The following is a 25,660-nucleotide window of genomic DNA, read 5'->3' as shown; positions in this document are numbered from 1 at the left end:
TAAAATAGCATTATACATATAATGTAAAAATAGTGTTAGTGAAGATATATAATGAAAAGTTTTTGTGTAAAGGCGCCTGCAAAAATCAATCTTTTTTTGCATGTTGTACATAAGAAAGAAACAGGATATCACTTGATTGAAGGTTTATTTGTCTTTGCTAATCTCTCTAATTTTTTGGAAATAAAAGTAGGTGAGAAGGATTCTAGATACGATAACTCTACAGTTGAATTTATAAACTCCGAGTCTAGAATAAATAACCAGTATAACACTGTAACGAAAGCGGTTAATCTGCTGCTTAGACATGCTCCAGTGCGTACTAAAGTTTCTATTAGAGTTGTAAAGAACATACCAATTGCTGCAGGACTCGGTAGCGGATCCTCAGATGCTGGAGCTGTGATACGCACGCTAGGGAAGCTGTGGGAGATTGATAGGACGATTTTAAATGAAATAGCCCTAAGCGTTGGCGCTGATGTTCCCGCAAGTGTAGATAGCAAGCCTGTCTTTGTTAGGGGTATTGGCGAAGAATTATGCCACATTAAAAAGTTCTCTTTACCCACGAATGTGGTGCTTGTGAAACCGAAAAAAAAGTTTTTGAGTACACCAGAGGTATTTTCCAAACATGAAGGAAAATTTTCTGAGCCAATTGAGTGGAGCGATGACGCTGAAAAGGATTTGTTGAAGCTTCTTAAAGAGACGAGAAACGATCTTCAAGAAATAGCAATAAGCCTAGTACCTGAAATTAAGGATGTGATATCAACACTTGAGTCACAAGAAGGCTCTATACTTTCTCGCATGTCAGGCAGTGGTGCATCATGTTTTGGAATATTCGATAGTGAGGAAAATGCAAAAGTTGCTGCAGTTAATATCGGAAAAAAGCAACCAGAATGGTGGGTATGTGACACTCAATTAATAGTTTGACTTATGCCCTTAATTTCCGAGAATAAAAATCTTATAAATGGTTACAGGGAAGGAAAATTTTTGGTGAATAATAGAGAATATTGCGGCTCAATTATAGTTTTTCCTGAAAAGGTGATTAAATTGAAAGAAAGTGATATAAATAGCAAGGAACATTTTGAATCTTTTTTAACAGAGGAAATAGAAATTTTGATAATAGGTACTGGTAAAACACGCAATATACTATGTTCTTCAGTGAAGTCCTATCTTATGGAACAAAAAGGTTTAAATTTTGAATTTATGACAACAGGTTCTGCATGCAGAACCCATAATGTTCTGATATCCGAAGATAGATTTGTTGTCAGTTATCTAATAGCCATATAGCATGTTTGAAATGTTTACCCAGGATTTTTTCATCAACAGTCTAGTTGCAGTAGTCGTAATTAGCCTAGTAACAGGCGCTTTAGGATCGTTTATGATATGGCAAAGGTTATCTTATCTTGGTGATAGTTTGTCCCATTCTTCATTGCTCGGTGTTGCACTTGCTTTAATTTTTAAGATTAGCCCATCGCTTAGCATAATGCTCATTGCAATTACATTTGCTATACTACTTTCTCTTAATTTTAACAGATTATATTCTGCTGATACGATATTGAACATTGTTACCAATGTAGTTTTATCATCGAGTTTAATACTTATGTCTTTTCTTCCATCTGGCAATAATAGTATTATTAGCTCACTGTTTGGTGATATATTAACGCTCGATCAAAGTGATATAGCATTGATTTTTTTAACCTCTGCAGTAGTTACTTTGATATTAATATTTAGATGGCGTTATTGGTTAATGATTTCAATTAATCAAGATTTAGCAGTAGTTGAGAAGATTAATGTCAATTTTGTGAGACTAGAATTTTCAATCACTCTTGCTATATTTATAGCAATTGCTGCCCAATTAATAGGAATATTACTCATTGCTGCATTTTTGCTAATACCAGCAGCATCTGCAAGGCTCATTTCGAAAACTCCGATGCAGATGATTATTGTTGCAACAGTTTTTTCTGTGATTTCTGGGATATCAGGTCTCATGTTATCTGCAAGTTTTGATTTGTTAACTGGTCCTGCAATTATACTTGTTGCAGCTGTATATTTAATTATCGCTTATTTTATAAGGCTAGTATTAAGCAGGTTGGCTTAATTTTAATCTCGAATGTTAATAATTTTGTAATATACTCATTATAAAACATCACTATCTTAGCACAAAATAGTTTTTGCTATACTATTATTTATATGCTAATGATAAGTTGTTAATTTTATGGAGTAAGCAATATGAGCGAAGAAGGATTTTTTTCCAAATATATATCTCAACCTGTGAAAAAATTTTATAATTATATTACAGGAAAAACAGAAGAGTTGGATAATGTGCAGAGTACGGCAGATGATATTGTACAAGAAAGCTCAGAGTCTTTGGATACTCATGTACAATCAAATGAGAATGATATCATATAGGTGGCATGAGGGTTACACCATCCAAAGTTAAAAGATTCCTAGAGAAACCTGACGCTTTAAGTGGTGTGTTAATTCATGGAAGTGATAACAGTAGGGTTGGTTTTTATGTACAAGAAATAATTGCCAGTTTGGGTGAGTATTCAGTTCAGGTGATGGATTTTGCAATAGTGAATAAGTCACCCGGTTTACTGTTTTCTGAATTGGCAAACATTTCGATGTTTACCAGCAAAAAATTAATTAAGCTGATAAATGTGAGTGGAGGTATATCCAAAGAGTTAAAAAACGTATTGGATTATAACGCAAGTGGTCACTATGTAATGATGGTAGCAAGTGATCTTCCATATAATTCTGCGACTAAAAGTTATATGGAGAGTTCAAAAATTTTTGGTGTGATTGCTTGCTATAAGGACAGCAACAGCAATCTTTATGACATTATATCAAGTTACTTAAAACAAAATGATATAAAATGCACAAATGAGATAATCTACCATTTGCAATCTTACTTTAATCATAGCAAGCTGCCTATATGTTCAGAACTTGAGAAGTTAGTTTTGTACTTAGGGGAGAGAAAAGACCTAAAACTTACTGATATAGAATTATGCTTTTCAACTTCCGGCAACGACTATGCTACACTTGATGATCTATGCTCTGCCATAGCAAGTAAAGATATGTCGCGCTTCATTAGAATTTCTGATGCATTGATATCGCAAGAAAATTTTTCACCGATAGCGCTGATTCGCATTATATCAAGTTATTTCCTACGCCTTGAAAACGTTTTGCTGTCAGTGCAAGGTGGAATGAGTGAGCAGGTTGCAATTGATCAACTGAGTCCTCCATTGTTTTTTAAACAATTGCAGAGCTTTAAATCTCATTTAAAAAGTTTGCAACTTTCAGAACTTAAGAAGATCTTGGAAAAATTGATAAGCTTAGAAGTTACCTGTAAAAAAACTGACTTGGATCATAAAATGATTTTTCAACATGCACTGACGAGTAGCTGACTACTCAGATCCAGCCTTTCTTATAATTTCATCAAAATGTTGTATTTTAACATAAAATAGCTGCTTTTATGCCTACCAAAATTCATTCTTTAGTGTGTGTCTCACAAGTATTCTTTGCTAATAGGATATTTTCGAATATAATTGAATATAACTAGATAAAAATACAGATATGTTTGACATTTCAAAAATTGTAATAACACCTGAAATGTTAAAATTAGTTGCTGAAATTGATGAATTTAAAGGAGCATGGCAATTGTTTGGTAATTTAGCTCCAGAACGTTTACAAATGCTCAAGAAAATTGCAACAATTGAAAGTATTGGTTCTTCTACCCGTATTGAAGGGGCAAAACTATCAGACCGTGAAATTGAACAATTATTATCCAAACTTGATACACGTTCATTTCGTTCTCTAGATGAACGAGAAATAGCCGGATATGCGTATGTGTGTGAAGAAGTATTTCAAAATTTTAAAAAGATGCCATTTACAGAAAACACTATAAAACAGTTTCACATCTGGCTTTTACAATTTTCATATAAAGATCAAAGGCACATGGGAGAATATAAAAAATTCCCCAATCATGTTGAAGCGTTTGATGAATCTGGAAAAAGCTTGGGCATAGTTTTTGAAACAGCCTCTCCATTTGAGACAGCAACACAAATGCAAGAACTTATTTATTGGACTAGCCAGCAATTAGAGGTGAAATCGTTACACCCTCTATTAATTATTGGCATTTTTATAGTTACTTTTTTAGCTATTCATCCCTTCCAGGATGGAAATGGCAGATTATCACGCATTCTCACAACTTTCTTGTTACTAAAGTTAGGGTATATCTATGTACCTTACAGTTCCCTTGAAAGTAATAAGGAGAGTTACTACTTAGCTTTGCGTCGTACTCAACAATCCTTGAAGACGAGCAACAATGATTTTAATCCATGGCTTATGTTCTTTTTAAGGTCACTACAAAAGCAAAAATTTTATCTTGAACAAAAGGTGTCACATGAAAAAGTGTTAAATCTCTATTTACCACCACTTTCTGCTAAAGTATTAGCACTACTCAGCAAACATGGACGTCTTACAATTAAGGATTTAGAAAATATTACTAAAGCAAACTGCAATACCTTAAAGAAGCACGTATCTAATCTCGTAAAGAGTAATCACATCACTCAGCATGGAAAAGGCAAAGCAACCTGGTATGTAATATAGAGCTCAATAGGATATGTATTCATTTTGAATTGTTAAATTATTCAGCTATAGAATATAGATCACAGCTGTACAAACATTGTAGTTTGAGCCCACTAGATCCCAGCGCCCTATTCTTGTCATCCCAATGCCCAGATACTGGGATCCAGAAAAGTTTGCTTGTAAGCAAGCAAACTAGCATAGAAAAACGTTTTCGATGAGATTGCAGAAAGGCTAGATTCCAGACTGGAATGACATCGTTCACTATGTACCATATTGCAATAGTTGTGGTCAAGGCACTGGGATCTGAAATTGCAGTGTTCGTACAGCTATAGAATATAGATCAGAAGTGACAGAGCTTAAAAAAAGGCCTAATATTCTTAATAAACGCTAGAAAGCTTTATGAAAATCAGAGTTGGAGTAATAGGCTGCTTAGGCAAAATGGGCAAGAAAATACTCAATGAATTAATTACAAATACCAAAGTGGAAATAGCAGGTGCTGTTGCCCGTTCAGGCAGTAAGTACATAGATTCAGATATTGGACCAATTATAGCCAATCTAGGAATCAAGGTTACAAGTTCTATTAGTGGCATATTTGAGTTATCCGACGTTGTAATAGATTTTACAACTAAAGAATGTATGTTAGACTGCCTTAAAGCAGCTGTAAAATTTAAAACACCGCTGGTTAGTGGCACAACTGGAATAGAAGGTGTCAATTTGAAAGAATATGCTGCTGAAGTTCCAATATTATGGTCAGCAAATATGAGTGTTGGGGTTAATGTGTTGCTGAAATTGGTAAAAAAAGCTGCTGAGCTTTTAGGTAATGAATATGACGTTGAGATTTGGGAAATGCATCATAACTTAAAAAAGGATTCACCATCTGGAACAGCTATAGAACTTGGCAAAACAATTGCTAACGCTTCAAAAGTGGATTTTCAGTCCAATCAATATTTACATAGTGGTTCAAACATAAGGAAAAAGGGGGGAATAGGTTTTGCAGTATCTCGTGGAGGTGGAGTAATAGGAGATCACAGCGTGATGTTTGTTAATTCTGATGAACGGATAGAACTAAACCACAAAGCAATTGATCGCACAACATTTGCTAGAGGAGCTGTTCAAGCAGCAGTATGGCTATACGAAAATAAAAGAGAAATTCCGGGGCTCTATTCAATGCAGGATGTGATATGAGCAATACACGTGCCTCTGTTAAAGATTTAAATCTCTGGTACGGCTCTAAGCAAGTTTTATTCGATATAAATTTGAATATTTATAAAAGAAAAGTTACTACTTTTATCGGACCATCCGGGTGCGGTAAATCAACATTTTTGCGTTGTTTTAATCGTATGAATGACTATGTACCAGGTTGCAAAACTGTTGGTGAATTAGATATCGATGGGCTGGGTGATATATATTCACGCGATATGGATGTTGTACTACTTAGAGCAAAAGTTGGTATGGTATTTCAAAAGCCAAATCCTTTTCCAAAATCAATATATGATAATGTTGCTTATGGGCCAAAATTGCATGGTATGGCGAAGGATAAGCAAAAATTGAATGAGATGGTGGAAAATAGTTTAACCAAGGTTGGTTTATGGGAAGAATTGAAGGACAGATTGCAAGATAGCGCACTCAATTTATCCGGTGGCCAACAACAGAGGCTATGCATCGCTCGCGCAATTGCAGTGAAGCCAACTATTTTATTAATGGATGAACCGTGCTCTGCTCTTGATCCAATGGCAACCAATGCAATCGAAAATCTTATACAAGAGCTGAAATTAAGATTTACTATCATTATGGTGACTCATTCAATGAAGCAAGCTAAAAAGTTATCTGATAGTGTAATTTTCTTTCATAATGGCAGAATTGTTGAGTCTGGAAGCACTCAAGAAATATTCGAAAATGCTCAATCTCCCTTAACAAAGGAGTATATCCTGGATCATTAAATTTCTGTCATCAAAGTAGCTTGGCTACTTTAAAAAATGTATCCGTATGCCGTATCTGTCATTCAGCATGGTATAGCTAAACTGACTTAGATTTACCGACAACCGTCATCCCGCTAGCGGGATCTAGAGATACCGCGCAACTGTACGAACATTGCGATTTGGGCCCATCAGATCCCAGTGCTTAACACTGGGATCCAGGAATTTTATTAAGTTGGCAAGCATAAAAATAGCTGTTTTATGTTAAAATACAACGTTTTAATGATTATGGAAAGGCTGGATTCCAGTGTCAAGCACTGGAATGACAAGAAGAGGGTACTTGGATAAGAGGCATTGCCCTTCTGGTAGGCCCAAATCGCAATGTTCGTACAGTTATGGAATGAATCGCAGTATGACACAGGGAAACCTTTCTTAGGTTAGCTATAGTGCAATAGAAGTCTAATCTACTTTCAATTCTCCAGTATGTAAATTGCGTGGTAAAGATTCTAATTCCTTTGCAGTACTTAAACTTTTATTTTTTGCATGTATACCAAGCTTATTGAATTCTCGGGCAGCAGGAAACACCCTTGCTTCAAGCGAACCAGCAGTTTTATTATAATGATCAACAGCGCTTTTTAAGCTCCTGCGTAAATTATCAAAGTTTTCACCCATTGTGCAAATGCGCTCATATAAAATATGACCTAGTTCACTGATTTTCTTTGCATTTTCAGCTATCATCTCTTGCTTCCACCCATACGCTATTGCCCTCAGCAACGCAATTAGAGTGATCGGTGTTGCAATGATCACTTTTTTTTCCACTCCAATCTCTATCAAAGCAGGCTCATATTCCAGTGCTGCGCTAAAAACCCCCTCCCCTGTTAAGAAAAGCACCACAAGTTCTGGCGTATTTTCAAATTGATTCCAGTACTCTTTTTTACCCAAGTCATTTATGTGTTTTTTTATTGCCAGGGAATGATTCTTTAATTTCTCCTTTTGTATTTGCAAATCATTTTGTGATATAGCATCCATGTAAGAATCCAGTGGCACTTTAGCATCTATTATTATTTGCTTTCCAGATGGCATTTTGATTATTAAATCAGGACGCAATAAATTATCCTCATTTTTATCAATCACTGAGGCTTGAGTAAAAAAATCGCAATATTCAATCATTCCCGCCATTTCTACCACTCTTTTGAGTTGCATTTCACCCCATTTTCCTCTAATATGGGGCTTTCTCAAGGCATTAGCAAGGCTGGAAGTTTGGTTCATCATCGCTCCAATTTGCTCCTTTAAACCTTCATAGGCCCCTACCCTCTCTTTTTCCAGCTCGCGTATTTCATTATCGAATTTTTCTAATTTTTCTTTTATCGGAGTTACAACTTCGTTAATCGTTGCTTGTCTTTTTTTGAAATCACTTTCCGTTTCTTTTAATTTGTTATCAATGACTTCCTTCGCTAAGTTCAGAAAATTATTGTTATTTGTCTGCAAAGCATCAAGAGAGAGCGCTTTAAAAGTGTTTGTTAATCTCTCCTCTGCTTTTGTTAGTAATTCTATTTCCTTTTTCTTTTCCTCACGTTCTTTTTGCAGAGTTACTTCAAGTTCTGCTCTTTTGACCCTTAAATCAACTATTTCTTCATTCTTCGTAAGCAAACTTTGTTTTGTCTCTTGAAGTTCTTGCTCTAATTTACATAAATTACCCTCAAGGTTTGCTTTCTTTTCGCTCAGTTTTTTTACGATAATGTAGAAAAATAGTAATAAAGAGACAACCATCGCTATAGAATTGAAAAGCATCAGAATAAAAAAACTGCGTTTACAATTCTATATGATTTTTGTGTGTATAAGAAAGAAAAAAGGAGCACCTAAAGAGGTGCCACTTTTGAAGGGAAAGCACTCTTTTAGAGAGTTGGTATAATAATTTTTGACAACATAAGTCGTTCTTTAGATGTATTCCCTAGCAGCTTATCAGGTTTACTATTGTTATTAACAGTATTAGCAGCTTCCAAGCTTAGTGCCTTGCTATCATTTACAGGCACTTCAGATGCAGAATTTGCAACTTCAGGTTTCTGAGATATCTGAGTTATAGTACCAACTATATGCTTACTATTTAAACCTAACATCCTTTTCATGCCTTCTAACTCACTAAACGAAGTTTTACCATCCTCTACCGACCTTGCTATAAAAGATATCACATTATCGCTAATGATAGGAAGTTCGCTGTAAGCAATTTTGAACTGACCTTACCCAGAAAAAGTAGAGAGAAAGTTAAGACGTTTTTATCATAAGAATAAATTGTGCAGGAATGCAATAGTTAATAGTAGAATGTCTACGTTATTTGTTATAAAAGATTTCTATGTATTCAAATATGGCAGTTCTGGTTTGTTGAGCGAGAAGTATCAATAAGCAGCTCCCTTTTAAGTGAACTTTTCTGCAACAGAGTTATCGTAACAACAGCCCTTATGGCTCATGCTGGAAATGATGTTTTTTGTATTCAATAGAAATTGGTAATTTTGAGAGGTATACTGTGACCCTTGATCGCTATGTAACAGCAGATTTTTATCGGGTTTGCGTTTATCAACGGCCATCAATAAAGAATCTTATAACTAATTATCATGTTACTCATTAACCACCATGCGTGAATATAGGTCAATTATTGCCGCCAACAACCTTCTTTAGTTTTTATGTAGGTAATCCCAAACTTTATTTGGCTGATCAGTAGTAAAATTTTGATCCAATGTGTTCGGAGCCACAACTCGGTTGCTTATTTGCTGTTTTTTATTTTTGAACTTTCGTCTAAGCTTGGCTTTAATGCCATTTTCTTGCATAACACTTTGTACTGTTTTAATTTTTGCCTAAAGCTTTTAATTCAGCGTGAATTTTAGGGGCTCCATATCTGCATTTAGAAGCTTGATGTATTTTTTGAATATCTGCTAGAAGCCCTTCTTTTGCTAATTCTTTACTGCTTTTTTCCTTAGCACCCCATACCACCAGCACAAAACCCTACATAGTTCCTGTGTTTTATAGCAATTTCTATATAAAAGAATACTTTACTCTTTTTCTTTGCCCAGGGCTTTTTTTAAAATGTCTCTTTCTCTTGTTAGTTCTTTTTTTAGATCAAATCTTTCTTTGTCATAAGGAGCCTTTGCCTGGAAATGCGTATGCTCCAGACATTTTTTCATCATATTTTCTTACTTAACATACTGCCATCTATACCTAGATCTTTTGCTATTTTTGTACTTGCTTGACCTGTTTCTTTAACCAGCTTAACAGCTTCTAATTTGAATTCTGCTGTATATTCTCTTCTATTTGTCATATTTTGAAAAAACGTTTTATTTTACTCCAAAAACGTCTTAACTTTCTCTCTACTTTTTCTGGACTACTCCGAATCGGTTGACAAATTGGACGTTTGATAAGTATAATTTGGAGCTTCTTGTGTAATGACTATATCATGAGCGTGACTCTCTCTTAATCCTGATGCAGTAATAGTAACAAATTTACAATTTTTTTTCATCTCTTCTATATTCCTATTACCAGTATACCCCATTGCAGCTTGCAATCCGCCAATTAATTGATGGATCACTCCTGAAGCTGGACCTTTAAATGGAACTCTTCCTTCCACTCCTTGTGGAACTAATTTAAGTTTTGAATCTTTATCTTGAAAATAACGGCTAGCTGAACCTCGTTTCATTGCACTAATAGATCCCATTCCTCGATAGCCTTTATATGCTCTGCCCTTATACATGATAATCTCACCTGGACTTTCGTCAGTGCCAGCAAAAATCGAACCAATCATCACAGAGTCAGCACCAGCTGCAATAGCTTTTGCAACATCTCCTGAGTATTTTACCCCACCATCAGCAATTAGTCTTACGTTTCTTGCTCTACACGCCTCTGCAACATTCTTGATTGCAGAGAATTGTGGCACACCAACACCTGTAACTATTCTGGTTGTACAGATTGATCCTGGTCCTATTCCAACCTTCACTGCATCAACACCCGCATCAATCAACACTTCAGCAGCCTCCTTTGTTGCAATGTTTCCGCCAATTAATTGCGTATTAGGATACATCTTTTTTATTTCCCTAATGGTATTGATAACGTTTTCGGAATGACCGTGAGCAGTATCCACAACAACTACATCAACTTCTTCTCCGATCAAAGCTTCACATCTTTCTATACCATCTTTTTTACCAGTGCCAATTGCAGCGGCAACTCTGAGCCGTCCTTTACTGTCTTTACATGAATTTGGGTATCTATTGTATTTTTCAATGTCTTTAACCGTAATTAAACCTATACAACAAGAATTTTCATCTACGACCAAAAGCTTTTCTATTCTATTTTCATGCAACAATTTCATTGCTGAGGCACTATTCACTCCCTGCTCCCGCACTGTCACTAACTTATCTTTTGTCATCACTTCGGAAACTTTTACATTCATGTTCTGGTCTTCAATAAACCTCACATCTCGGTTAGTTAAAATTCCAACTAACTTGCGTTGATCGACTACAGGAATGCCAGAATAATTGTGCTCTCTCATTAATGAAATTGCTTCCGCAACTGTTTTATTCGGTGAAATCGTAATTGGGTTATACACGATCCAACTTTCATATTTTTTCACCCTTCTCACTTCTAAAACTTGTTCATCTATTGATAAATTCTTATGTATGCAACCTATCCCTCCATGTTGGGCAATAGCTATTGCAAAGCCCGATTCAGTAACAGTATCCATTGCAGAGGATATGAGAGGGATATTTAGTTCTATACTATTTGTTAAATAAGTTTTTGTATCTGCATCGCAAGGCAATATATTAGAATAGGCTGGCAAAAGAAGTATATCGTCAAACGAATAACAAGCTTCCATTTTTTTATAGGCTTTATTTAAAGCTTATACGCCAATTAATTAAATTGCAATAGGCAAAATTAGCTAGGAGCCTTTAATTGTATAGCTCTAACTGTTTTTAGGAGATAGAAAAGCTATATAGTTGCTAATACATTTTATTGCAAAATAAGCATTCTACATTATTTGCCAGCAAACAAAACTGCTCAATAGTTAAGTTTTCTGGACGCTGGTTTCCGCTCAATTTAGCGTTTTCAAGGACAGTTTCAGCGTGGTTCGTTATATTTTGCAAGCTATTTCTCAGCATCTTTCTTCTTTGAGAAAAAACAGCACGTGTTAATTTTATTAAGGTTTCCAAGTTTACTACAAACTTTGGGGTAGGCAAAGGATTTACTGTAATTACTGAAGAATGTATTTTTGGTCTTGGAAAAAACTCTTTAGGTTCAATATCAAATTCCTTTTTTATATCGCATAGTAACTGGCTTAGCACTGATAGAGGACCATAATCTTTAGAATTGGGTCTTGCTGTAATGCGATCTGCTACCTCTTTTTGAAACATTAATGTCAAACTCGTAAAAAATTTTATACTATTTAACCACTTTAAAAATAACGCTAACGAGATATTGTAAGGCAAGTTAGCAATAACTTTAACTGGGCGCTCTATCAGCTCTTCTTCTGTAACATGCAGTGCATCCGCTTCTATAATTCTATACTTTCCTTGATGCTCATTTAGCAGTTGGTCATGGTGTTTTACTAAATCTCTATCTTTTTCTATAGAAAGTAGAGACTTTGGATTATGCACCAATATTTCTCTTGTTAATGCACCATATCCAGGACCAATTTCAATGACATTAAAATTTTCCAGACTACCAGCTAAAGCGACGATTTTTTTTGTTATCTCACTCGATAAAATAAAATTTTGCCCTAGACTCTTTTTTGGCTTTAGTAAAAATTTTTTCATATTATTTTCATTATACAGTATTTTAAAAATTAGTTGACTAAAATTCATTGATAATTGTATATTATTAATGTGTTTAACGCCGGCTTAGCTCAATTGGTAGAGCAACTGACTTGTAATCAGTAGGTTGTCAGTTCAAGTCCGACAGCCGGCACTCTCACTCATATAAGTAAAGTTGATGTCCTTTTTAATAGTAGCAAATTGGAAAATGAATGGAATGCGTTCTTCATTTGTTGACTTTATAGGCAAACTTAACGACAAGAGCAACGAAATTACCTCTAAATTAGTAATTTGCCCTCCTTTTACGTCATTTCCAAGCAGTATAGAGTTGAACAATAATATTAATATAGGAGCACAGAATTGCCATCATAAAAAGTTCGGTTCTTACACAGGTGAAATTAGCGCAGAAATGTTAAAAGAACTAGGGTGTACTTACGTAATACTTGGGCATTCTGAAAGGGCTAATGAAAAAGATAGTGAAATAAAACTTAAGTCGGAAATAGCAATAGAATCAGGCTTACACCCAATTATCTGTGTAGGTGAAAATTCAGAAGATTATAAGAATGAAAAAACAAAAGAAGTAATAGAATATCAATGTAAAAACCGCTTGCCAACACACGGTGAATATACCGTAGCATATGAGCCAATATGGGCAATAGGCACAGGTCATGTGCCAAATAATGATGCAATTACTGAGGTGATAGAGGTAATAAAATTGTGTACTGGTAAAAAACACATTATATATGGTGGTTCAGTTAGTTCAGAAAATATAGAAAATTTGTTAAATATTTCAAATTTATCAGGAGTTTTAATTGGCAGTGCAAGCTTAGATTTCGATCACTTTTATAAAATTATACAACAAGTTGAAAAAAAGTTTTCTCTTATCAATTCTAAAATCAGCAACTAAGAATCCTATGATAAATGTCATCATTCCAGTGTCAAGCATATCTCTGTACGAACATCTAGTAAAACGACATAGCTAAAGTAATCTAGAAAATTAACGATATTTTATTCCCCGGTGAACGCTCTATTTTGTTTTCCAACTCTAGTTCCAAAAGAGCCATTAGAGCTATGTTGGTAGAAAGTCCGCTTGCTAATATAAGTTCATCTATATCAACAGGTACAGAGTTAATATGATCAACTATAACAGATTTTGCCTGTTGTAATTTTTCTTGTTTTTGGTTAACAGAGTGGTGCTCAACATCAAATAGGTTTTTTTGCTGCTGAGGTAAACTAAACCTAATACTCTCTATTATGTCATCAGCGGATTCGATAAGCTTAGCACCGTTTTTAATTAAATAATTACTACCACTACAGCGTGAATCTAAAGGGAAACCAGAAACTGCAAACACCTCTCTCCCTGATTTAAAGCAAAATCTGCTGTTATTAGAGAGCCAGAACGTTTCGATGCTTCAATCACTGCAACACCCAGCGATAGACCAGATATAATTCGATTCCTCTGAGGAAAATATTGAGGCTTTGGTTTAGTAGCAAATGGAAGCTCAGTAATTACTAACCCACCGTTCCCAGTGATTTTTTTGTATAGATCAAAATTCTCTTTTGGATACACCACATCAATTCCGCTTGCTGTAACAGCAATAGTGGGATGATTTTTGTATATTACACTGTTTGCTGCAGTATCGATTCCTTTTGCAAGTCCAGAAACAATAACAAAACCAGCTTTGCTTAAATCAAGTGCCAACTTATTGGCAAAATTTCTTCCATTCATTGAAGAGTTACGCCACCGATTATTGCAATTATCTCACGGCTTAATAATGATATATCACCAAGTGCAGTTATTACAGGAGGACAACTAGAGATATTTCTTAAAAGATCAGGGTAATCTGGGTCACATGCGGGTATAATTTTAGCTCCAATTCTTTCTGCATTATTGATTTCTTCTCGTGCATCTTGAATGCCATACACCTTATTATTAGCCACCCTATTGAGATATTTTAACACCTCATCTAGCGATCCATGTGTTCTTAGTATACTAAAAAACTTTATTGTTCCTATAGTCCTAGCCAAGCTTAACCATACTTCTAATTCTTTGTTATTCAATTTATTTATCTTCATAAAAGACTTGAATTTCTTATCAATTTAGTGTACCCAAGATAATACAAATATACAGTGTTTTATGACGCATTTTGTTACAGATAAATGCATAAAATGTAAATATACGGACTGTGTGGAAGTATGTCCCGTTGACTGCTTCTATGAAGGTAAAAACATGCTCGTGATTAACCCAGATGAATGTATTGATTGCGGAGTGTGCATACCTGAGTGTCCAGTAGATGCAATTGTAACTGATGATTCCATAAAAGATATTTTAGAACTAGATGAAGAGTTACTGAACAGTGAACAAAAAATCTTCAAATCATTTTACAACATAAACGTAGAATACTCACAAAAATGGCCAAATATCACAGCTAAGAAGCAACCTCTCTATACTGCAGAAGAGTATAAGGAAAAAAAGGATAAAACAGCTTATTTTGACGAAAATTTAGAATAATGCTACTGAAGGAAAAAGAAAATTTCTCTTGTATCTCACAATTATTGTTTTGCATTGCTGAAAGTGGCTGTATTGTTTATGTCCTTGATAGCATAACTAGTTTACTTGAGAATACAAATAGTAATACAGCAATTTTACTGCTATTTAACTGTTAATAGGTACATTAGACGGATCATATGGGGTATAAAATGGATATTAAAGTAAAATATGCGGGAATAACTAAGCGTGCTGCAGCTTATATAGTTGACCAAATTATATTCCTAGTCTGTTATTCATTATTTTATTTATTAATTTTATTCATATTATCAGGAGAGCCCCTTGCCGATGTTTTTTAATTATGTCTTTCCTGATATTGACACTAATAGTGACCTTATATCAGAGCGATATGAAATATTAGAAGACTTAGATATATTATTGAAAGATTTAGTATATATAGCATTGGAAGTATTAATGATAACAAGACTTGGTTGGACTCCAGGAAGGTTGCTACTTGGTATATACATAAAAGATGCAAACACACTTAAAAACTCTGCTTTAATGCAAGTAGTGATGAGAAGCACTCTCAAGGCACTTTTGTGGGTACCCACCTACATTTCTGAGTGGTTTTTTATTTTACCAATATTGGTTCTAATGTTTGCAATATTTGATAAGCGCAAGCAGCTTTTCTACGACAAAATTACAAAAACAGTAGTAATGGATTATAGGTCTGAAGCATGCTACCCAAAATTAAACTATGTATATGTGGGAATAACTAGGCGTGTGTTAGCGCATATTATTGACAGTCTTATTATTAAGGGAATTCCTTTATTCTGTTTGATTCTTGTAAGAGTGGTTTTTCACATTGCTAGACCTAAATTATTAATTATACGTATTTGCTTATCTTTTTTGCTATCGATAGTATTCGGAGTATTCATGATAAGAAGATTTGGTGGTACTCCAGGACAATTGTTATGCGGTATTAATATCAAAGATGCAAATACACTTGAAAATGTTACTCTAGTGCAAGCAATAGTTAGGCATATTTCATTTGAAGTTATTTGCTTCCCCATATTCATCACGAGAAGGAAATTTTTTGATAAGTATACCTCTGAATGGTGGTTTGATCCTTTATTAGGCTTAATCTTTATGACCACAATACTAATTTTCATATGTGCAATATTTGACCAATGCAAGCAGTTTCTTCATGATAAAATTGCAAAGACAGTGGCAGTAGATTATAAACCTCCAAGCTAACTTTCCCTTCTGTTTACAAGGTTCATATATGTAGTTATAATTAATAAGGTTCTTCTAAGAGTGCCCATGGTTCCAACTATAGCAATTTTAAGTGGTGGATTTTCTTGTGAGAGAGAAATATCACTTATGAGTGGAAGAGCAGTAAAGAAGGCACTTGATAGCCTTTCATATAATGCAATAGAAATAGATGTTGACAGCAACATTGCTGAAAAGCTTAAAAAAATTAATCCGGGCCTTGCTTTTATCGCTCTGCATGGACCTTATGGTGAAGATGGCTGCATTCAAGGTTTATTGGAAATCTTAGGTATAAAATATACACACTCAGGAGTTATGGCTTCTGCTGTTGCTATGAACAAGGCAATGTCAAAGCATATATTTTGGTCCCTTAGTATTGATACTCCAAAAGGTTATGTAATTAGCCGAGAAGATGTACTAAAAAATAATATTAAAATCGATTATCCGTACGTCTTAAAACCAATTAATGAAGGTTCAAGTATTGGAGTGTACATAATTTTCTCGCACGAGGATTACTTAGAACTGAAAGATAATAGTTCTACTATAATGGAAAAGATGATCGTAGAAGAATACATACCGGGCATAGAGTTACATACTGCTGTATTGCTGGATGAAGCAATTGGCACTATAGAAGTACGACCAAAAAATAAATTCTATGATTATGAAGCAAAGTATACAGATGGATTTGCAGAACATATATTTCCTGCTAAAATTCCTGACAATATATATAAAATGACCTTGGAACACGCACTGAAAGTCCATCAATTTTTAGGATGCAAAACTATTTCCCGCTCAGATTTCCGTTATAATCCCAAAAATAACACTTTAAAAATGCTTGAGATTAATACACATCCTGGCTTTACTGAGTTATCGTTAGTGCCAGAAATTGCAAAATTGGCAAAAGGAATCAATTTTAATGAATTAGTTAAAATTATTATTGAAGATAGTTTGCAGCACAAAAATATTAGGGATTTAAGTCATGTTGAGCAGTATTACTAGAAGCCAAAGGAGTTTTTTGCGTAAGTGTGCCTTGGTTATTATCACAGCACTTTTTCTTACGCTAATACTTTACAGCTCACTTGATAAAATAATAAATCGATTTAATTACTACTTTACTTGGTATAATGACTGCCTATCTAGTTTATTACTCAGTAGTGGATTTTCAATCGACGAAGTAGTCGTGAGCGGCAATAAATTTACAAACAAAAAGGATATTCTAAGTTTGACAGATAGAACGCAACCTATCCTGTATATATCACTTTCAAAACTTGCCGGTAACATACAATCCGTAAGCAGGTGGATAAAACACGTAAGAGTTCACAGAATTTTGCCCAATACTCTACACATTAATATAGATGAGCATAAACCGTTTGCTCTCTGGAAAGATAATAACAAAACCTCGGTAATCGATTTTGAAGGTAAAGTGATCGTAGATGACTATCTAGTAGATGATCTTGTTGTAATTACAGGACAAAACTCGTTATCAAACCTAGAATTTGTTAGAGATGTGTTGGAGAGTAAAACTCAATTAAGAGACCACATTTCTTCTTTTGCTTATATAGGGAATAGAAGATGGAATATCATACTTGATAACGATTCCACAGTAAAACTGCCTGAAGATAACCCTTATAGTGCATGGGACTATTTAAACCACTTACACAATACAACTGATTTTACTTTCAGCGATTGGAGTATTATTGATATGCGTATTACTGATAAAATCTTTGTGAAGAGGTGATCTGCTGTCATCCAAGCAGCGGGATACTTAACCGTCATACCGCGATTCATTCGCGGTATTCAGCCGTTAACAAGCAGCGGAATGACAGCAATCCTACGTCATACCGCGATTCATTCACGGTATCTCTTGGCATAGATCCCGCTAACACGTAGCGGGATGACGGTTGTCAGGCTAGCTGTCATCCCAGTAGCCTCCTTCTCCTGTCATCCCAGTGCCCTCTACCTTGTCATCCCAGTGTCAAGCACTGGGATGACAAAAAAAGGAGCACTGGGATGACACCCTATTAACGCGAATTCTGGATTAAGGAAGGAAGTATAGGAAATAGAAGGCTTTTTGGATTTGATGGAATAGGAGATGAGAGTAGAAAAGATATGAACCAAGAAATCAACAGGGGATCTATGGCGAGTGTGTTCAATTTCTAGTCTATTTTTTAGGTAACCAAAAACAGTCTCAATGATAGACCTTTTTCTCAGTAAAATCTTCTCATTTAGCGAAATTAATGTATTTTTCATACCTTTTTTCACCTTGGTAACAAGTTTCAAACCTCGGTCAAACAGCTTCTGAAAAAGCTCTTTTGCAATATAACCTTTGTCACCAAACAAAAGGCCGGTTAATTTTTCCGTCAAATTTGGCACAGGTATCCTATCATCAACATTGCCTTTTGTTAGCGTAAGTGCATGAATTTCACCATTTTCATTGATTACCATATGTAATTTGAAACCAAAAAACCAGCCGTAAGTACTCTTGCTTAATTTTGCAATTCCAGCAAAAACTTTGTTTTTGGATATTCTTTTTGCATGACAAACTGCAATGGGAGTTGTGTCTATATATGAAATTCCAGTGTTTTCTGACTGTCCACAAAGCCAATGCAACAACATTGCTAAATGCCACAAAACCCTAGGCTTTAGAGCAACAAACCTGGTATATGAAGGCAACTTTGGAAACTCTGATTTGTAGAGCAACGTTAGGTAATGTAGATAGAAAGTTTTGAAATTTTTACACGGAGATTGTTGATATAGCAGGATTATTGTCATGATTTCAGAGTGCTCAATTTCCGTTGTTCTTGTGGGTTTTTTACCATTTGGCAGTAGTTTGCCTGCAAAATTTTTCTCTATATCTCTGCAAAAATCATCGACCAAACAAAACAGTTTTGTTATGTCTTCCATGGGTAACCTCATCTATTTTTTTATAATTGCTGAGTTTACCCTGTTTTCTGCCTTTTCTATTCTCCTTTAATCCAGAATTCGCGTATACTAAAGCTACGATGGGTAATTAGCTCAGTTGGTAGAGCACTTGCTTGACGTGCAAGCGGTCGCTGGTTCGAACCCAGTGTTACCCACGTTTTTGTTTATGAAAAGATTTTATATGACAGCAGTGCATAACGGTAAACACTCAGCAGCGCAGTCCAAGCGCTTAATCTATTCCATAATAATAGTTGCGATAACAATGTTTATGGAAATAGTAGGTGGAATAATTTCACATTCGCTTGCTCTATTATCAGATGCAGGGCATATGCTCACTGACCTCTTTGCCTTGGTTTTAAGCTGGTTAGCACATAGGTTTTCAGCTAAGAAATCCGATTTGCAGAGATCATACGGATATCATCGGTTGCAGATAATTGCAGCATTTGTTAATGGTTTAACTCTATTCCTCATTGCAGTAATCATTATAATTGAATCAATAAAGAGGTTTATTTTTCCAGTCAATGTTGAGTGGAAAGTAATGTTAATAATTGCTACACTTGGCCTGATCTCTAATATCATAGTCTTTTTTATATTACATAGTAAATGCGAAAGCAATATAAACATAAAAAGTGCTGTACTACACGTTATAGGAGATATCTTAGGTTCTGTAGCTGCTATACTTGCATCCATAATTATCATGTTTACTGGATGGCAAATGGTGGATCCGATTTTATCGGTATTTGTCAGTGTAATCATTTTGAATAGTGGCTACAAAATTCTAAAGAATTCTTGCCACATACTTCTTGAAGGCACACCTGAAGGGATATCTACTGAGGAAATAAAAAGTAAGATCACATCAGAATTACCTGAAGTGATAGATGTGCACCACATACATGCATGGTCACTGTCTGATAATTATTTTATAATTACCATGCATGCCAAAGTAAAGCAAGATGCACAACACACTGATATTTTGTATGAGATAAAAAAAATACTACTAAATAGGTTCGAGATAGCACACTCTACAGTCGAGATCGAATACGATGAGTGTGCGGATAATAAAATACTTAAACATTGACGTTTTAAATTATTATGCTATTACTAGAATGTAATGATGTCAAAGGTAGGCTATGATAGGCATTTCTCAACTGCAATTTCCTTCAAAAGATTCTAGTAGACTGAAATTCGCTAGTTATTTTGTAAATTTCGTTGCGTTAAGTATTTTAGTTAATCCTGCTAACGCGTTCTTGTCCTTTGCTACTATATTCTTTAGAGCTGAGATAAAAACTTTTTACATTTACAAAGAAATAAAGGCCGCAAAGCGTGAGAAAATAACCAAAAAAGACTATTGGGAGATATTTTTTAAGAATAACATGATAAAGCTAGTATCTTTCTTCTTGTTTTCAGCATTTATAACACATCTCACTTTTACAACTACTTTCTTACTAATTTCGTTTCTGGCAACGATACCACTCACAATGGCGTTAATTCTATTGCAGAGTGAGCTAAGACCAAAAGATTTTAATCCAGTTACGTTATTTAAGGCTACTATTAACGCGAATTCTGGATTAAAGGAGAATAGAAAAGGCAGAAAACAGGGTAAACTCAGCAATTATAAAAAAATAGATGAGGTTACCCATGGAAGATATAACAAAACTGTTTTGTTTGGTCGATGATTTTTGCAGAGATATAGAGAAAATTTTGCAGGCAAACTACTGCCAAATGGTAAAAAACCCACAAGAACAACGGAAATTGAGCACTCTGAAATCATGACAATAATCCTGCTATATCAACAATCTCCGTGTAAAAATTTCAAAACTTTCTATCTACACTACCTAACGTTGCTCTACAAATCAGAGTTTCCAAAGTTGCCTTCATATACCAGGTTTGTTGCTCTAAAGCCTAGGGTTTTGTGGCATTTAGCAATGTTGTTGCATTGGCTTTGTGGACAGTCAGAAAACACTGGAATTTCATATATAGACACAACTCCCATTGCAGTTTGTCATGCAAAAAGAATATCCAAAAACAAAGTTTTTGCTGGAATTGCAAAATTAAGCAAGAGTACTTACGGCTGGTTTTTTGGTTTCAAATTACATATGGTAATCAATGAAAATGGTGAAATTCATGCACTTACGCTAACAAAAGGCAATGTTGATGATAGGATACCTGTGCCAAATTTGACGGAAAAATTAACCGGCCTTTTGTTTGGTGACAAAGGTTATATTGCAAAAGAGCTTTTTCAGAAGCTGTTTGACCGAGGTTTGAAACTTGTTACCAAGGTGAAAAAAGGTATGAAAAATACATTAATTTCGCTAAATGAGAAGATTTTACTGAGAAAAAGGTCTATCATTGAGACTGTTTTTGGTTACCTAAAAAATAGACTAGAAATTGAACACACTCGCCATAGATCCCCTGTTGATTTCTTGGTTCATATCTTTTCTACTCTCATCTCCTATTCCATCAAATCCAAAAAGCCTTCTATTTCCTATACTTCCTTCCTTAATCCAGAATTCGCGTTTAAAGTGTATTAGGCGGGCAAAGACTTTACCATAATTTGACACCTGTGTTAGTATTTATTTAACATTTATACTAATATATATAATTTTATTACTATTAAAATTTTTTGTAAATTAAAGTTAAAAAATGAGGTAATTTTATGCTAAATATTAATAATAAGGTTAATTATGAAATTAATATTAAGCGAAAGGAAAAAAAATACAGCTGGTCTACTGTATTTGCTTGGTTATATCTAAAAACGATTGGACGAATATTGCCCAAGAGATGGAATAGATGGGCAGAAAATATTTTGTACTACGATAAAACTACTGCAAACAATGAAGTTCAAACTGATGCTTTTAAGACAATAGATGGAAGTGTTCAAGTTGACTTAAAACCTGAAGTTGTAGAGAAAGAGAGCCAAAGTGTAGTGATAAACAAAGATGGAGGGGTTCAGACTGATGGAGTAGCATTGATAACAGAGGAAGATGATGAAGCATTAGAAGAGCAGCTGGAGGGCATAAATCAGGAATTAGAACTTGAACGTTTACAAAATGCTTCCTTAAAAGAAGAAAATAGAGAATTACGATCTGCAATTGAAGGACTTGAAAAGAGTTATAAGGGACTTACAGAAGATGCAGGCGAACGAGAAGAGGAACTAACCAAATACAAACAAGATAAAAAAGCAATGCAGGATAAAGTTGATGAACAACAGAAAACTATATTTGATCAATACATGATAATAAGAGAGCAAGGAGAAGAAATTGAAGCTACTAGGAAAGATAATGAAAGTCTGCAAGCACAAATAATAGAACTTAAGAGTAGGTTAAAGGACAAGGAGGATAAATTAATTGAATTGAATCAACAATGGCAAGCTAGCAAATTAGTGGCTTTACTTAAATCACAGACTGATAAATTGTGTCAGGCTAAAGACAAAAATACTGAATTAGAAAATAAAGTCAGTGACTTAGGTCATGAAAACAAAGCTCTACGATTAAGTGTGAATACATTGACTGCTCAATTGGGTGAAATGAAGAACTTGGGGAAGCAATTACAAAGTGTTCAAGAATCTAAACAACAATTAGAAATTGATTTAGAAGGTCAATTGAAAGCTGACACTAAGAAACTACAGGAAGCAAAAGAAGTTCAATTGGCTAAAAAGGCAGGTGCAGTGAGTACAGTATCTACTGCAAAATCAACTCTTTCAAAATTACGAAACTTGCCCAATAAGCTTTCTAGGGATAAGGGTCTCAATAACTTTTTATCTGGGAAAAACGAGGAGTTAAAAAAAGGTTTTCCTGAATTTAAAGAGAAACACTTTTGCCATAACGTGCTTAATGAAACTATAAAGTCTCTATCAAATCAAGATGATGGCAAATTTGAAAGCAGTAAGCTGCTTGAATTATTAGAAAGTAATTTGAAACAATCCGCAAGGGAGATCATAGAAGCTAAGGTTAAAGAAGTTGTCAACGAACATTGTAACATTGGAAAAAATATGGGTAAAGAACTACGAGATGACACGTTAAAAGCCAAGTTGTCACCTTCTGTTAGAAAATCCGTAAAAAAATTAGAATTTAACAAACAAGAAGGGGTAAATAAGATTGTAGACTCTATCTTGCACAGCTTTAATAGCAAGAATAATAATAACGACTCAGTAGAATTACTTAAAGAAATTGTTGTGAAAGAGCTAGTAGAAGCTAGAATGAGATTTTTTTTAGATAAGATTCAAGAGTTACAACTGACATCAAGCATAAGAGATAAATTTTTATCTACAGATCAGGGAATGTGTAATCAAACTCAAGGAGGAGTAAACGAATACCAATTAACAGAAAAAGCTAAAAAAGAATACACACCTAATTCCTCGATGAGTCACACTAATACTGTAAGCATACATTCATTGAACAGTCGGAAAGCAAGTTAAAGTAGGCTCTTAGCATAAAGCACCAGCTCCTCTTTTGTTAAAGTGTAGGAGCTGTCTTCCCAATGTTGCCTGAGCAACTCTAAGTTTTTACCTAAACTTTTTCCTGGCTGGTGACCTATATTTATCAAATCATTACCAGATAGAGGAAATTTTGGAATATTGAATATATTAGCAAATGAAATGTATTTATCAACATTTTCTCCAGACTCAACACCACAAATTTTTACTAAATCACAATATAATTCTCTACCAAATAAAGATATGTATTTTTTTTGCTCTTTTTCTGAGAGTTCTGTTTTGATATCGTTGGATAGTAAAAATAGCAGCTTTTTCTTTTGCTTGTTCGAAAGACGTAAAAATTTGCTTACATATTCTCCAAGACTTAGCCTGTCATTTTTGGTGGTCCTAAGAAGTAACGCTAATTTTACTAGTGCATCAGTGCCCAAAAGAAGTGACGAAGACAGAATTTCGCATTTTACTTCTTTTGGGATAATCTTTTGCAAAACATCAGATTCTTGCATGCTCTTAAGTGTTGGAAAAGGATCATTGCACTCCAGCAATTTAAGTATTTCATCTCTTATTCTCTCTCCAGAGAGGTTTTGAATCATATGCGAATGCTTTTTGCATACGTTTAGTATTTCATCACTCAAATCTCCGACACATATTTTTGCATGAAAACGAAATGCTCTTAAAATACGTAGATAGTCTTCTTTAATTCTATCTTCAGCGTTGCCTGTAAAGTTTAACCTTCGCGCTTTTAAGTCCTCTATACCACCAAAGTAGTCATATATATGGCCATGCTTATCTGCATACAGAGCATTAAATGTAAAGTCGCGCCTTGAAGCATCCGCTTGCCAATTATTGGTAAATTCTACTTTTGCATGCCTACCATCACATTTCACATCATGCCTTAGTGTTGTGATCTCAAAAGATCTTTGATTTAGAACCGCAGTGATAGTTCCATGTTTTAAGCCAGTTGGAATAGTTTTTATATTACGGAGTTTTAGCGCTTTAATCGTTTGATTGGGAAGCAAATTAGTAGCTAAATCGATGTCGTGGACATCACGCTGCAAAATTGAGTCTCTCACACACCCGCCGACAAGCCTAGCCTCACCACCAAATTCCTCTATGGCATCAATAATTAAACTAGTCTCATGGTCAACTTGCATTTAGGTTAGTACGTACTGCAAGTTCATATTATATGAAATGCTTGCAAAAGCCCTATATAAAAATATACAGGGCTATTAAGATTTTACAAGTTGTGGTGCTCGTTGTTGATGAAATGGTTCTGCCATCGATTCCGTACCACATCTTAGTAAACTTGAAGGGTTTTGCTGCTCTATGCGCTGCTTTATATCACTAACGCACTGCTCTACAACATCACAAATTTTTCCACCAGCATTTTTTGCCAATAACTCATCAAATCTCTTCTCAACCTCTGCTCTCTCAGAGATATCCTTTGAAAGGTTACAATATTCTAAGATCTCGTCTAGCTGAAGTTTTTTTGCTAATAGGAAATCTTCTTGTTCTTGCTCTTGTTTAAGTTTGGTTTCCTCTTGCAGTTGTTTTGCTAAACTTTTGTTTATATCAAGCAATGGTTCGAAATGAGAATAGCCTTTGTTTATTATATGCACAATACTACTATCATTATAATCAACTTTATTGTATTCACCTGCACTTTTTGAACCTGAATTGTCTATTAATTCATGCAAAAACCGATCTTGTTGGGTGTCAATAGCATGCAATGGGTTACTCTCTATAACATGTAATTTTACACCATACTTTTCACAAAGTATTCTGCCTTCAACGTCAGGATCACCCCACCTATCGTTACGCATAATGTTTGCTGTATAATCATCTACAGTTTCACTACGGTGCTGGCCATTGTTATCATGACTATTGACAATTGCATTTGTAAACCACTTTGGTGGATTCTTTTGCGCAAATTCTTTACAATCATTTCTTAATTTTTCGATAGTAACTTGCTCTCCTGTCTGTTGTTCTAGACTTTGTCTGAACGAGTCAAAAAAGCAGCTTCCATTACCAATTGCTTGTCCTACATAGAAATTGTCAGGGTAATGGTTACTATTTAAAAGAGTTATTTCTTGCCCTGAGATCCTGGGCCTTTTTATTCCAACCTCAACATCATGAAAGTCACTTGGTAGTTTCCGTTTCTTAGCTGTAGTCATAGTTTTACCTTAATTTAAGCTATATATTACTATACCAACAAAATTTTCAATAAGAGACTAATTAAGTATAGTAGAAATTTTTA

General features: G+C 34.8%; 23 protein-coding genes, 2 tRNA genes and 4 pseudogenes. 20 read left to right on the top strand and 9 right to left on the bottom strand.

What is annotated here, in order from left to right; translation table 11 throughout:
• Nucleotides 1–51 precede the first annotated feature (51 nt).
• The 8 genes from OPR17_RS02970 (at nt 52) to pstB (ending at nt 6,521) form a co-directional block, all read left to right on the top strand.
• The gene (locus tag OPR17_RS02970; protein ID WP_265022028.1) at nt 52–918 is read left to right on the top strand and encodes a 4-(cytidine 5'-diphospho)-2-C-methyl-D-erythritol kinase; all 867 of its coding nucleotides are present in this window, start codon (nt 52–54) and stop codon (nt 916–918) included.
• A gap of 3 nt (nt 919–921) precedes the next feature.
• A complete protein-coding gene (locus OPR17_RS02965) occupies nt 922–1,278 on the top strand; it encodes an Mth938-like domain-containing protein (RefSeq protein WP_406828633.1) in 357 nt (118 codons plus the stop codon).
• 1 nt (nt 1,279) lies between these two features.
• Entirely contained in the window at nt 1,280–2,089 is an 810-nt protein-coding gene (locus tag OPR17_RS02960) for a metal ABC transporter permease (RefSeq protein WP_265022026.1), read from the top strand.
• Nucleotides 2,090–2,220: 131 nt separating this feature from the next.
• Nucleotides 2,221–2,400, top strand: a complete 180-nt coding sequence (locus OPR17_RS02955) for a hypothetical protein (RefSeq protein WP_265022025.1) — start codon at nt 2,221–2,223, stop codon at nt 2,398–2,400.
• A 5-nt stretch (nt 2,401–2,405) separates the two neighbouring features.
• Nucleotides 2,406–3,398 carry a DNA polymerase III subunit delta gene (gene holA, locus OPR17_RS02950; RefSeq protein ID WP_265022024.1) on the top strand — a complete coding sequence of 331 codons (993 nt, stop codon included), beginning with the start codon at nt 2,406–2,408 and terminating at the stop codon, nt 3,396–3,398.
• A gap of 169 nt (nt 3,399–3,567) precedes the next feature.
• The gene (locus OPR17_RS02945) at nt 3,568–4,602 is read left to right on the top strand and encodes a Fic family protein (protein ID WP_265022023.1); all 1,035 of its coding nucleotides are present in this window, start codon (nt 3,568–3,570) and stop codon (nt 4,600–4,602) included.
• A gap of 378 nt (nt 4,603–4,980) precedes the next feature.
• Nucleotides 4,981–5,766 carry a 4-hydroxy-tetrahydrodipicolinate reductase gene (gene dapB / locus OPR17_RS02940; protein WP_151808073.1) on the top strand — a complete coding sequence of 262 codons (786 nt, stop codon included), beginning with the start codon at nt 4,981–4,983 and terminating at the stop codon, nt 5,764–5,766.
• On the top strand, nt 5,763–6,521 hold the full coding sequence (pstB, locus tag OPR17_RS02935; RefSeq protein ID WP_065094809.1) for a phosphate ABC transporter ATP-binding protein PstB: 759 nt from the start codon (nt 5,763–5,765) through the stop codon (nt 6,519–6,521). The genes dapB and pstB overlap by 4 nt, the downstream gene beginning before the upstream one ends.
• A 435-nt stretch (nt 6,522–6,956) precedes the next feature.
• Here pstB and OPR17_RS02930 read toward each other — a convergent pair whose 3' ends face one another.
• The 5 genes and pseudogenes from OPR17_RS02930 to rsmA form a co-directional block, all read right to left on the bottom strand.
• Nucleotides 6,957–8,288: a DNA recombination protein RmuC gene (locus tag OPR17_RS02930; protein ID WP_265022022.1), complete on the bottom strand. Its 1,332-nt coding sequence runs from the start codon at nt 8,286–8,288 to the stop codon at nt 6,957–6,959.
• A gap of 104 nt (nt 8,289–8,392) precedes the next feature.
• Nucleotides 8,393–8,686: a hypothetical protein gene (locus tag OPR17_RS02925; protein WP_265022021.1), complete on the bottom strand. Its 294-nt coding sequence runs from the start codon at nt 8,684–8,686 to the stop codon at nt 8,393–8,395.
• 139 nt (nt 8,687–8,825) lie between these two features.
• Nucleotides 8,826–9,807 (bottom strand): annotated as a pseudogene (locus tag OPR17_RS07625) (IS3 family transposase).
• Nucleotides 9,808–9,870: 63 nt separating this feature from the next.
• Nucleotides 9,871–11,355 (bottom strand): IMP dehydrogenase, encoded by a 1,485-nt coding sequence (gene guaB / locus OPR17_RS02905; RefSeq protein WP_265022020.1) that lies wholly within the window; start codon nt 11,353–11,355, stop codon nt 9,871–9,873.
• Between the two features lie 124 nt (nt 11,356–11,479).
• Nucleotides 11,480–12,292: a 16S rRNA (adenine(1518)-N(6)/adenine(1519)-N(6))-dimethyltransferase RsmA gene (gene rsmA / locus OPR17_RS02900; RefSeq protein WP_265022152.1), complete on the bottom strand. Its 813-nt coding sequence runs from the start codon at nt 12,290–12,292 to the stop codon at nt 11,480–11,482.
• A gap of 78 nt (nt 12,293–12,370) precedes the next feature.
• On the opposite strand from rsmA, the gene OPR17_RS02895 reads away from it, so the two are divergent.
• Nucleotides 12,371–12,443 (top strand) — tRNA-Thr (locus tag OPR17_RS02895).
• Between the two features lie 24 nt (nt 12,444–12,467).
• Complete coding sequence (locus tag OPR17_RS02890) at nt 12,468–13,196, top strand: triosephosphate isomerase (protein ID WP_265022019.1); 729 nt, start codon at nt 12,468–12,470, stop codon at nt 13,194–13,196.
• A gap of 82 nt (nt 13,197–13,278) precedes the next feature.
• On the opposite strand, the pseudogene dprA reads toward OPR17_RS02890, so the two are convergent.
• Nucleotides 13,279–14,365: pseudogene (dprA, locus tag OPR17_RS02885) on the bottom strand (DNA-processing protein DprA).
• A 61-nt stretch (nt 14,366–14,426) separates the two neighbouring features.
• Here dprA and OPR17_RS02880 point away from each other — a divergent pair.
• The 5 genes from OPR17_RS02880 (at nt 14,427) to OPR17_RS02860 (ending at nt 17,787) form a co-directional block, all read left to right on the top strand.
• Complete coding sequence (locus tag OPR17_RS02880; protein ID WP_077188509.1) at nt 14,427–14,801, top strand: ferredoxin family protein; 375 nt, start codon at nt 14,427–14,429, stop codon at nt 14,799–14,801.
• A 188-nt stretch (nt 14,802–14,989) separates the two neighbouring features.
• Nucleotides 14,990–15,136: a hypothetical protein gene (locus OPR17_RS02875; protein WP_265022018.1), complete on the top strand. Its 147-nt coding sequence runs from the start codon at nt 14,990–14,992 to the stop codon at nt 15,134–15,136.
• The gene (locus tag OPR17_RS02870) at nt 15,126–16,034 is read left to right on the top strand and encodes an RDD family protein (protein WP_265022151.1); all 909 of its coding nucleotides are present in this window, start codon (nt 15,126–15,128) and stop codon (nt 16,032–16,034) included. Before OPR17_RS02875 ends, OPR17_RS02870 begins: the two co-directional genes overlap by 11 nt.
• 60 nt (nt 16,035–16,094) lie before the next feature.
• Nucleotides 16,095–17,048: a D-alanine--D-alanine ligase gene (locus tag OPR17_RS02865; protein WP_265022017.1), complete on the top strand. Its 954-nt coding sequence runs from the start codon at nt 16,095–16,097 to the stop codon at nt 17,046–17,048.
• Nucleotides 17,029–17,787, top strand: a complete 759-nt coding sequence (locus OPR17_RS02860; protein ID WP_006280710.1) for a cell division protein FtsQ/DivIB — start codon at nt 17,029–17,031, stop codon at nt 17,785–17,787. Before OPR17_RS02865 ends, OPR17_RS02860 begins: the two co-directional genes overlap by 20 nt.
• Before the next feature lie 218 nt (nt 17,788–18,005).
• On the opposite strand, the gene OPR17_RS02855 is transcribed toward OPR17_RS02860, so the two are convergent.
• The gene (locus tag OPR17_RS02855; protein ID WP_458694347.1) at nt 18,006–18,953 is read right to left on the bottom strand and encodes an IS982 family transposase; all 948 of its coding nucleotides are present in this window, start codon (nt 18,951–18,953) and stop codon (nt 18,006–18,008) included.
• 100 nt (nt 18,954–19,053) lie between these two features.
• Here OPR17_RS02855 and OPR17_RS02850 point away from each other — a divergent pair.
• From OPR17_RS02850 to OPR17_RS02830, 5 genes and pseudogenes are all read left to right on the top strand, one after another.
• Nucleotides 19,054–19,126: transfer RNA gene (locus OPR17_RS02850), tRNA-Val, on the top strand.
• A gap of 11 nt (nt 19,127–19,137) precedes the next feature.
• Entirely contained in the window at nt 19,138–20,049 is a 912-nt protein-coding gene (locus tag OPR17_RS02845) for a cation diffusion facilitator family transporter (protein WP_265022016.1), read from the top strand.
• 52 nt (nt 20,050–20,101) lie between these two features.
• A pseudogene (locus OPR17_RS02840) lies at nt 20,102–20,560 on the top strand (hypothetical protein); the annotation flags it as partial.
• A gap of 49 nt (nt 20,561–20,609) precedes the next feature.
• A pseudogene (locus OPR17_RS02835) lies at nt 20,610–21,502 on the top strand (IS982 family transposase).
• Nucleotides 21,503–21,627: 125 nt separating this feature from the next.
• A complete protein-coding gene (locus tag OPR17_RS02830; protein WP_265022014.1) occupies nt 21,628–23,388 on the top strand; it encodes a coiled-coil domain-containing protein in 1,761 nt (586 codons plus the stop codon).
• Here OPR17_RS02830 and OPR17_RS02825 read toward each other — a convergent pair.
• Nucleotides 23,385–24,557: a CCA tRNA nucleotidyltransferase gene (locus OPR17_RS02825; RefSeq protein ID WP_265022013.1), complete on the bottom strand. Its 1,173-nt coding sequence runs from the start codon at nt 24,555–24,557 to the stop codon at nt 23,385–23,387. The genes OPR17_RS02830 and OPR17_RS02825 overlap by 4 nt on opposite strands.
• Before the next feature lie 75 nt (nt 24,558–24,632).
• Nucleotides 24,633–25,577, bottom strand: coding sequence for an OTU domain-containing protein (locus OPR17_RS02820; protein WP_265022012.1), 945 nt, complete (start codon nt 25,575–25,577; stop codon nt 24,633–24,635).
• Nucleotides 25,578–25,660: the final 83 nt, after the last annotated feature.

Source organism: Wolbachia endosymbiont (group A) of Icerya purchasi (assembly GCF_947251635.1).
GTDB lineage: Bacteria > Pseudomonadota > Alphaproteobacteria > Rickettsiales > Anaplasmataceae > Wolbachia > Wolbachia pipientis.
The sequence above is the reverse complement of the archived record's forward strand: the minus strand, read 5'-3'. Positions and strand labels throughout refer to the sequence as shown.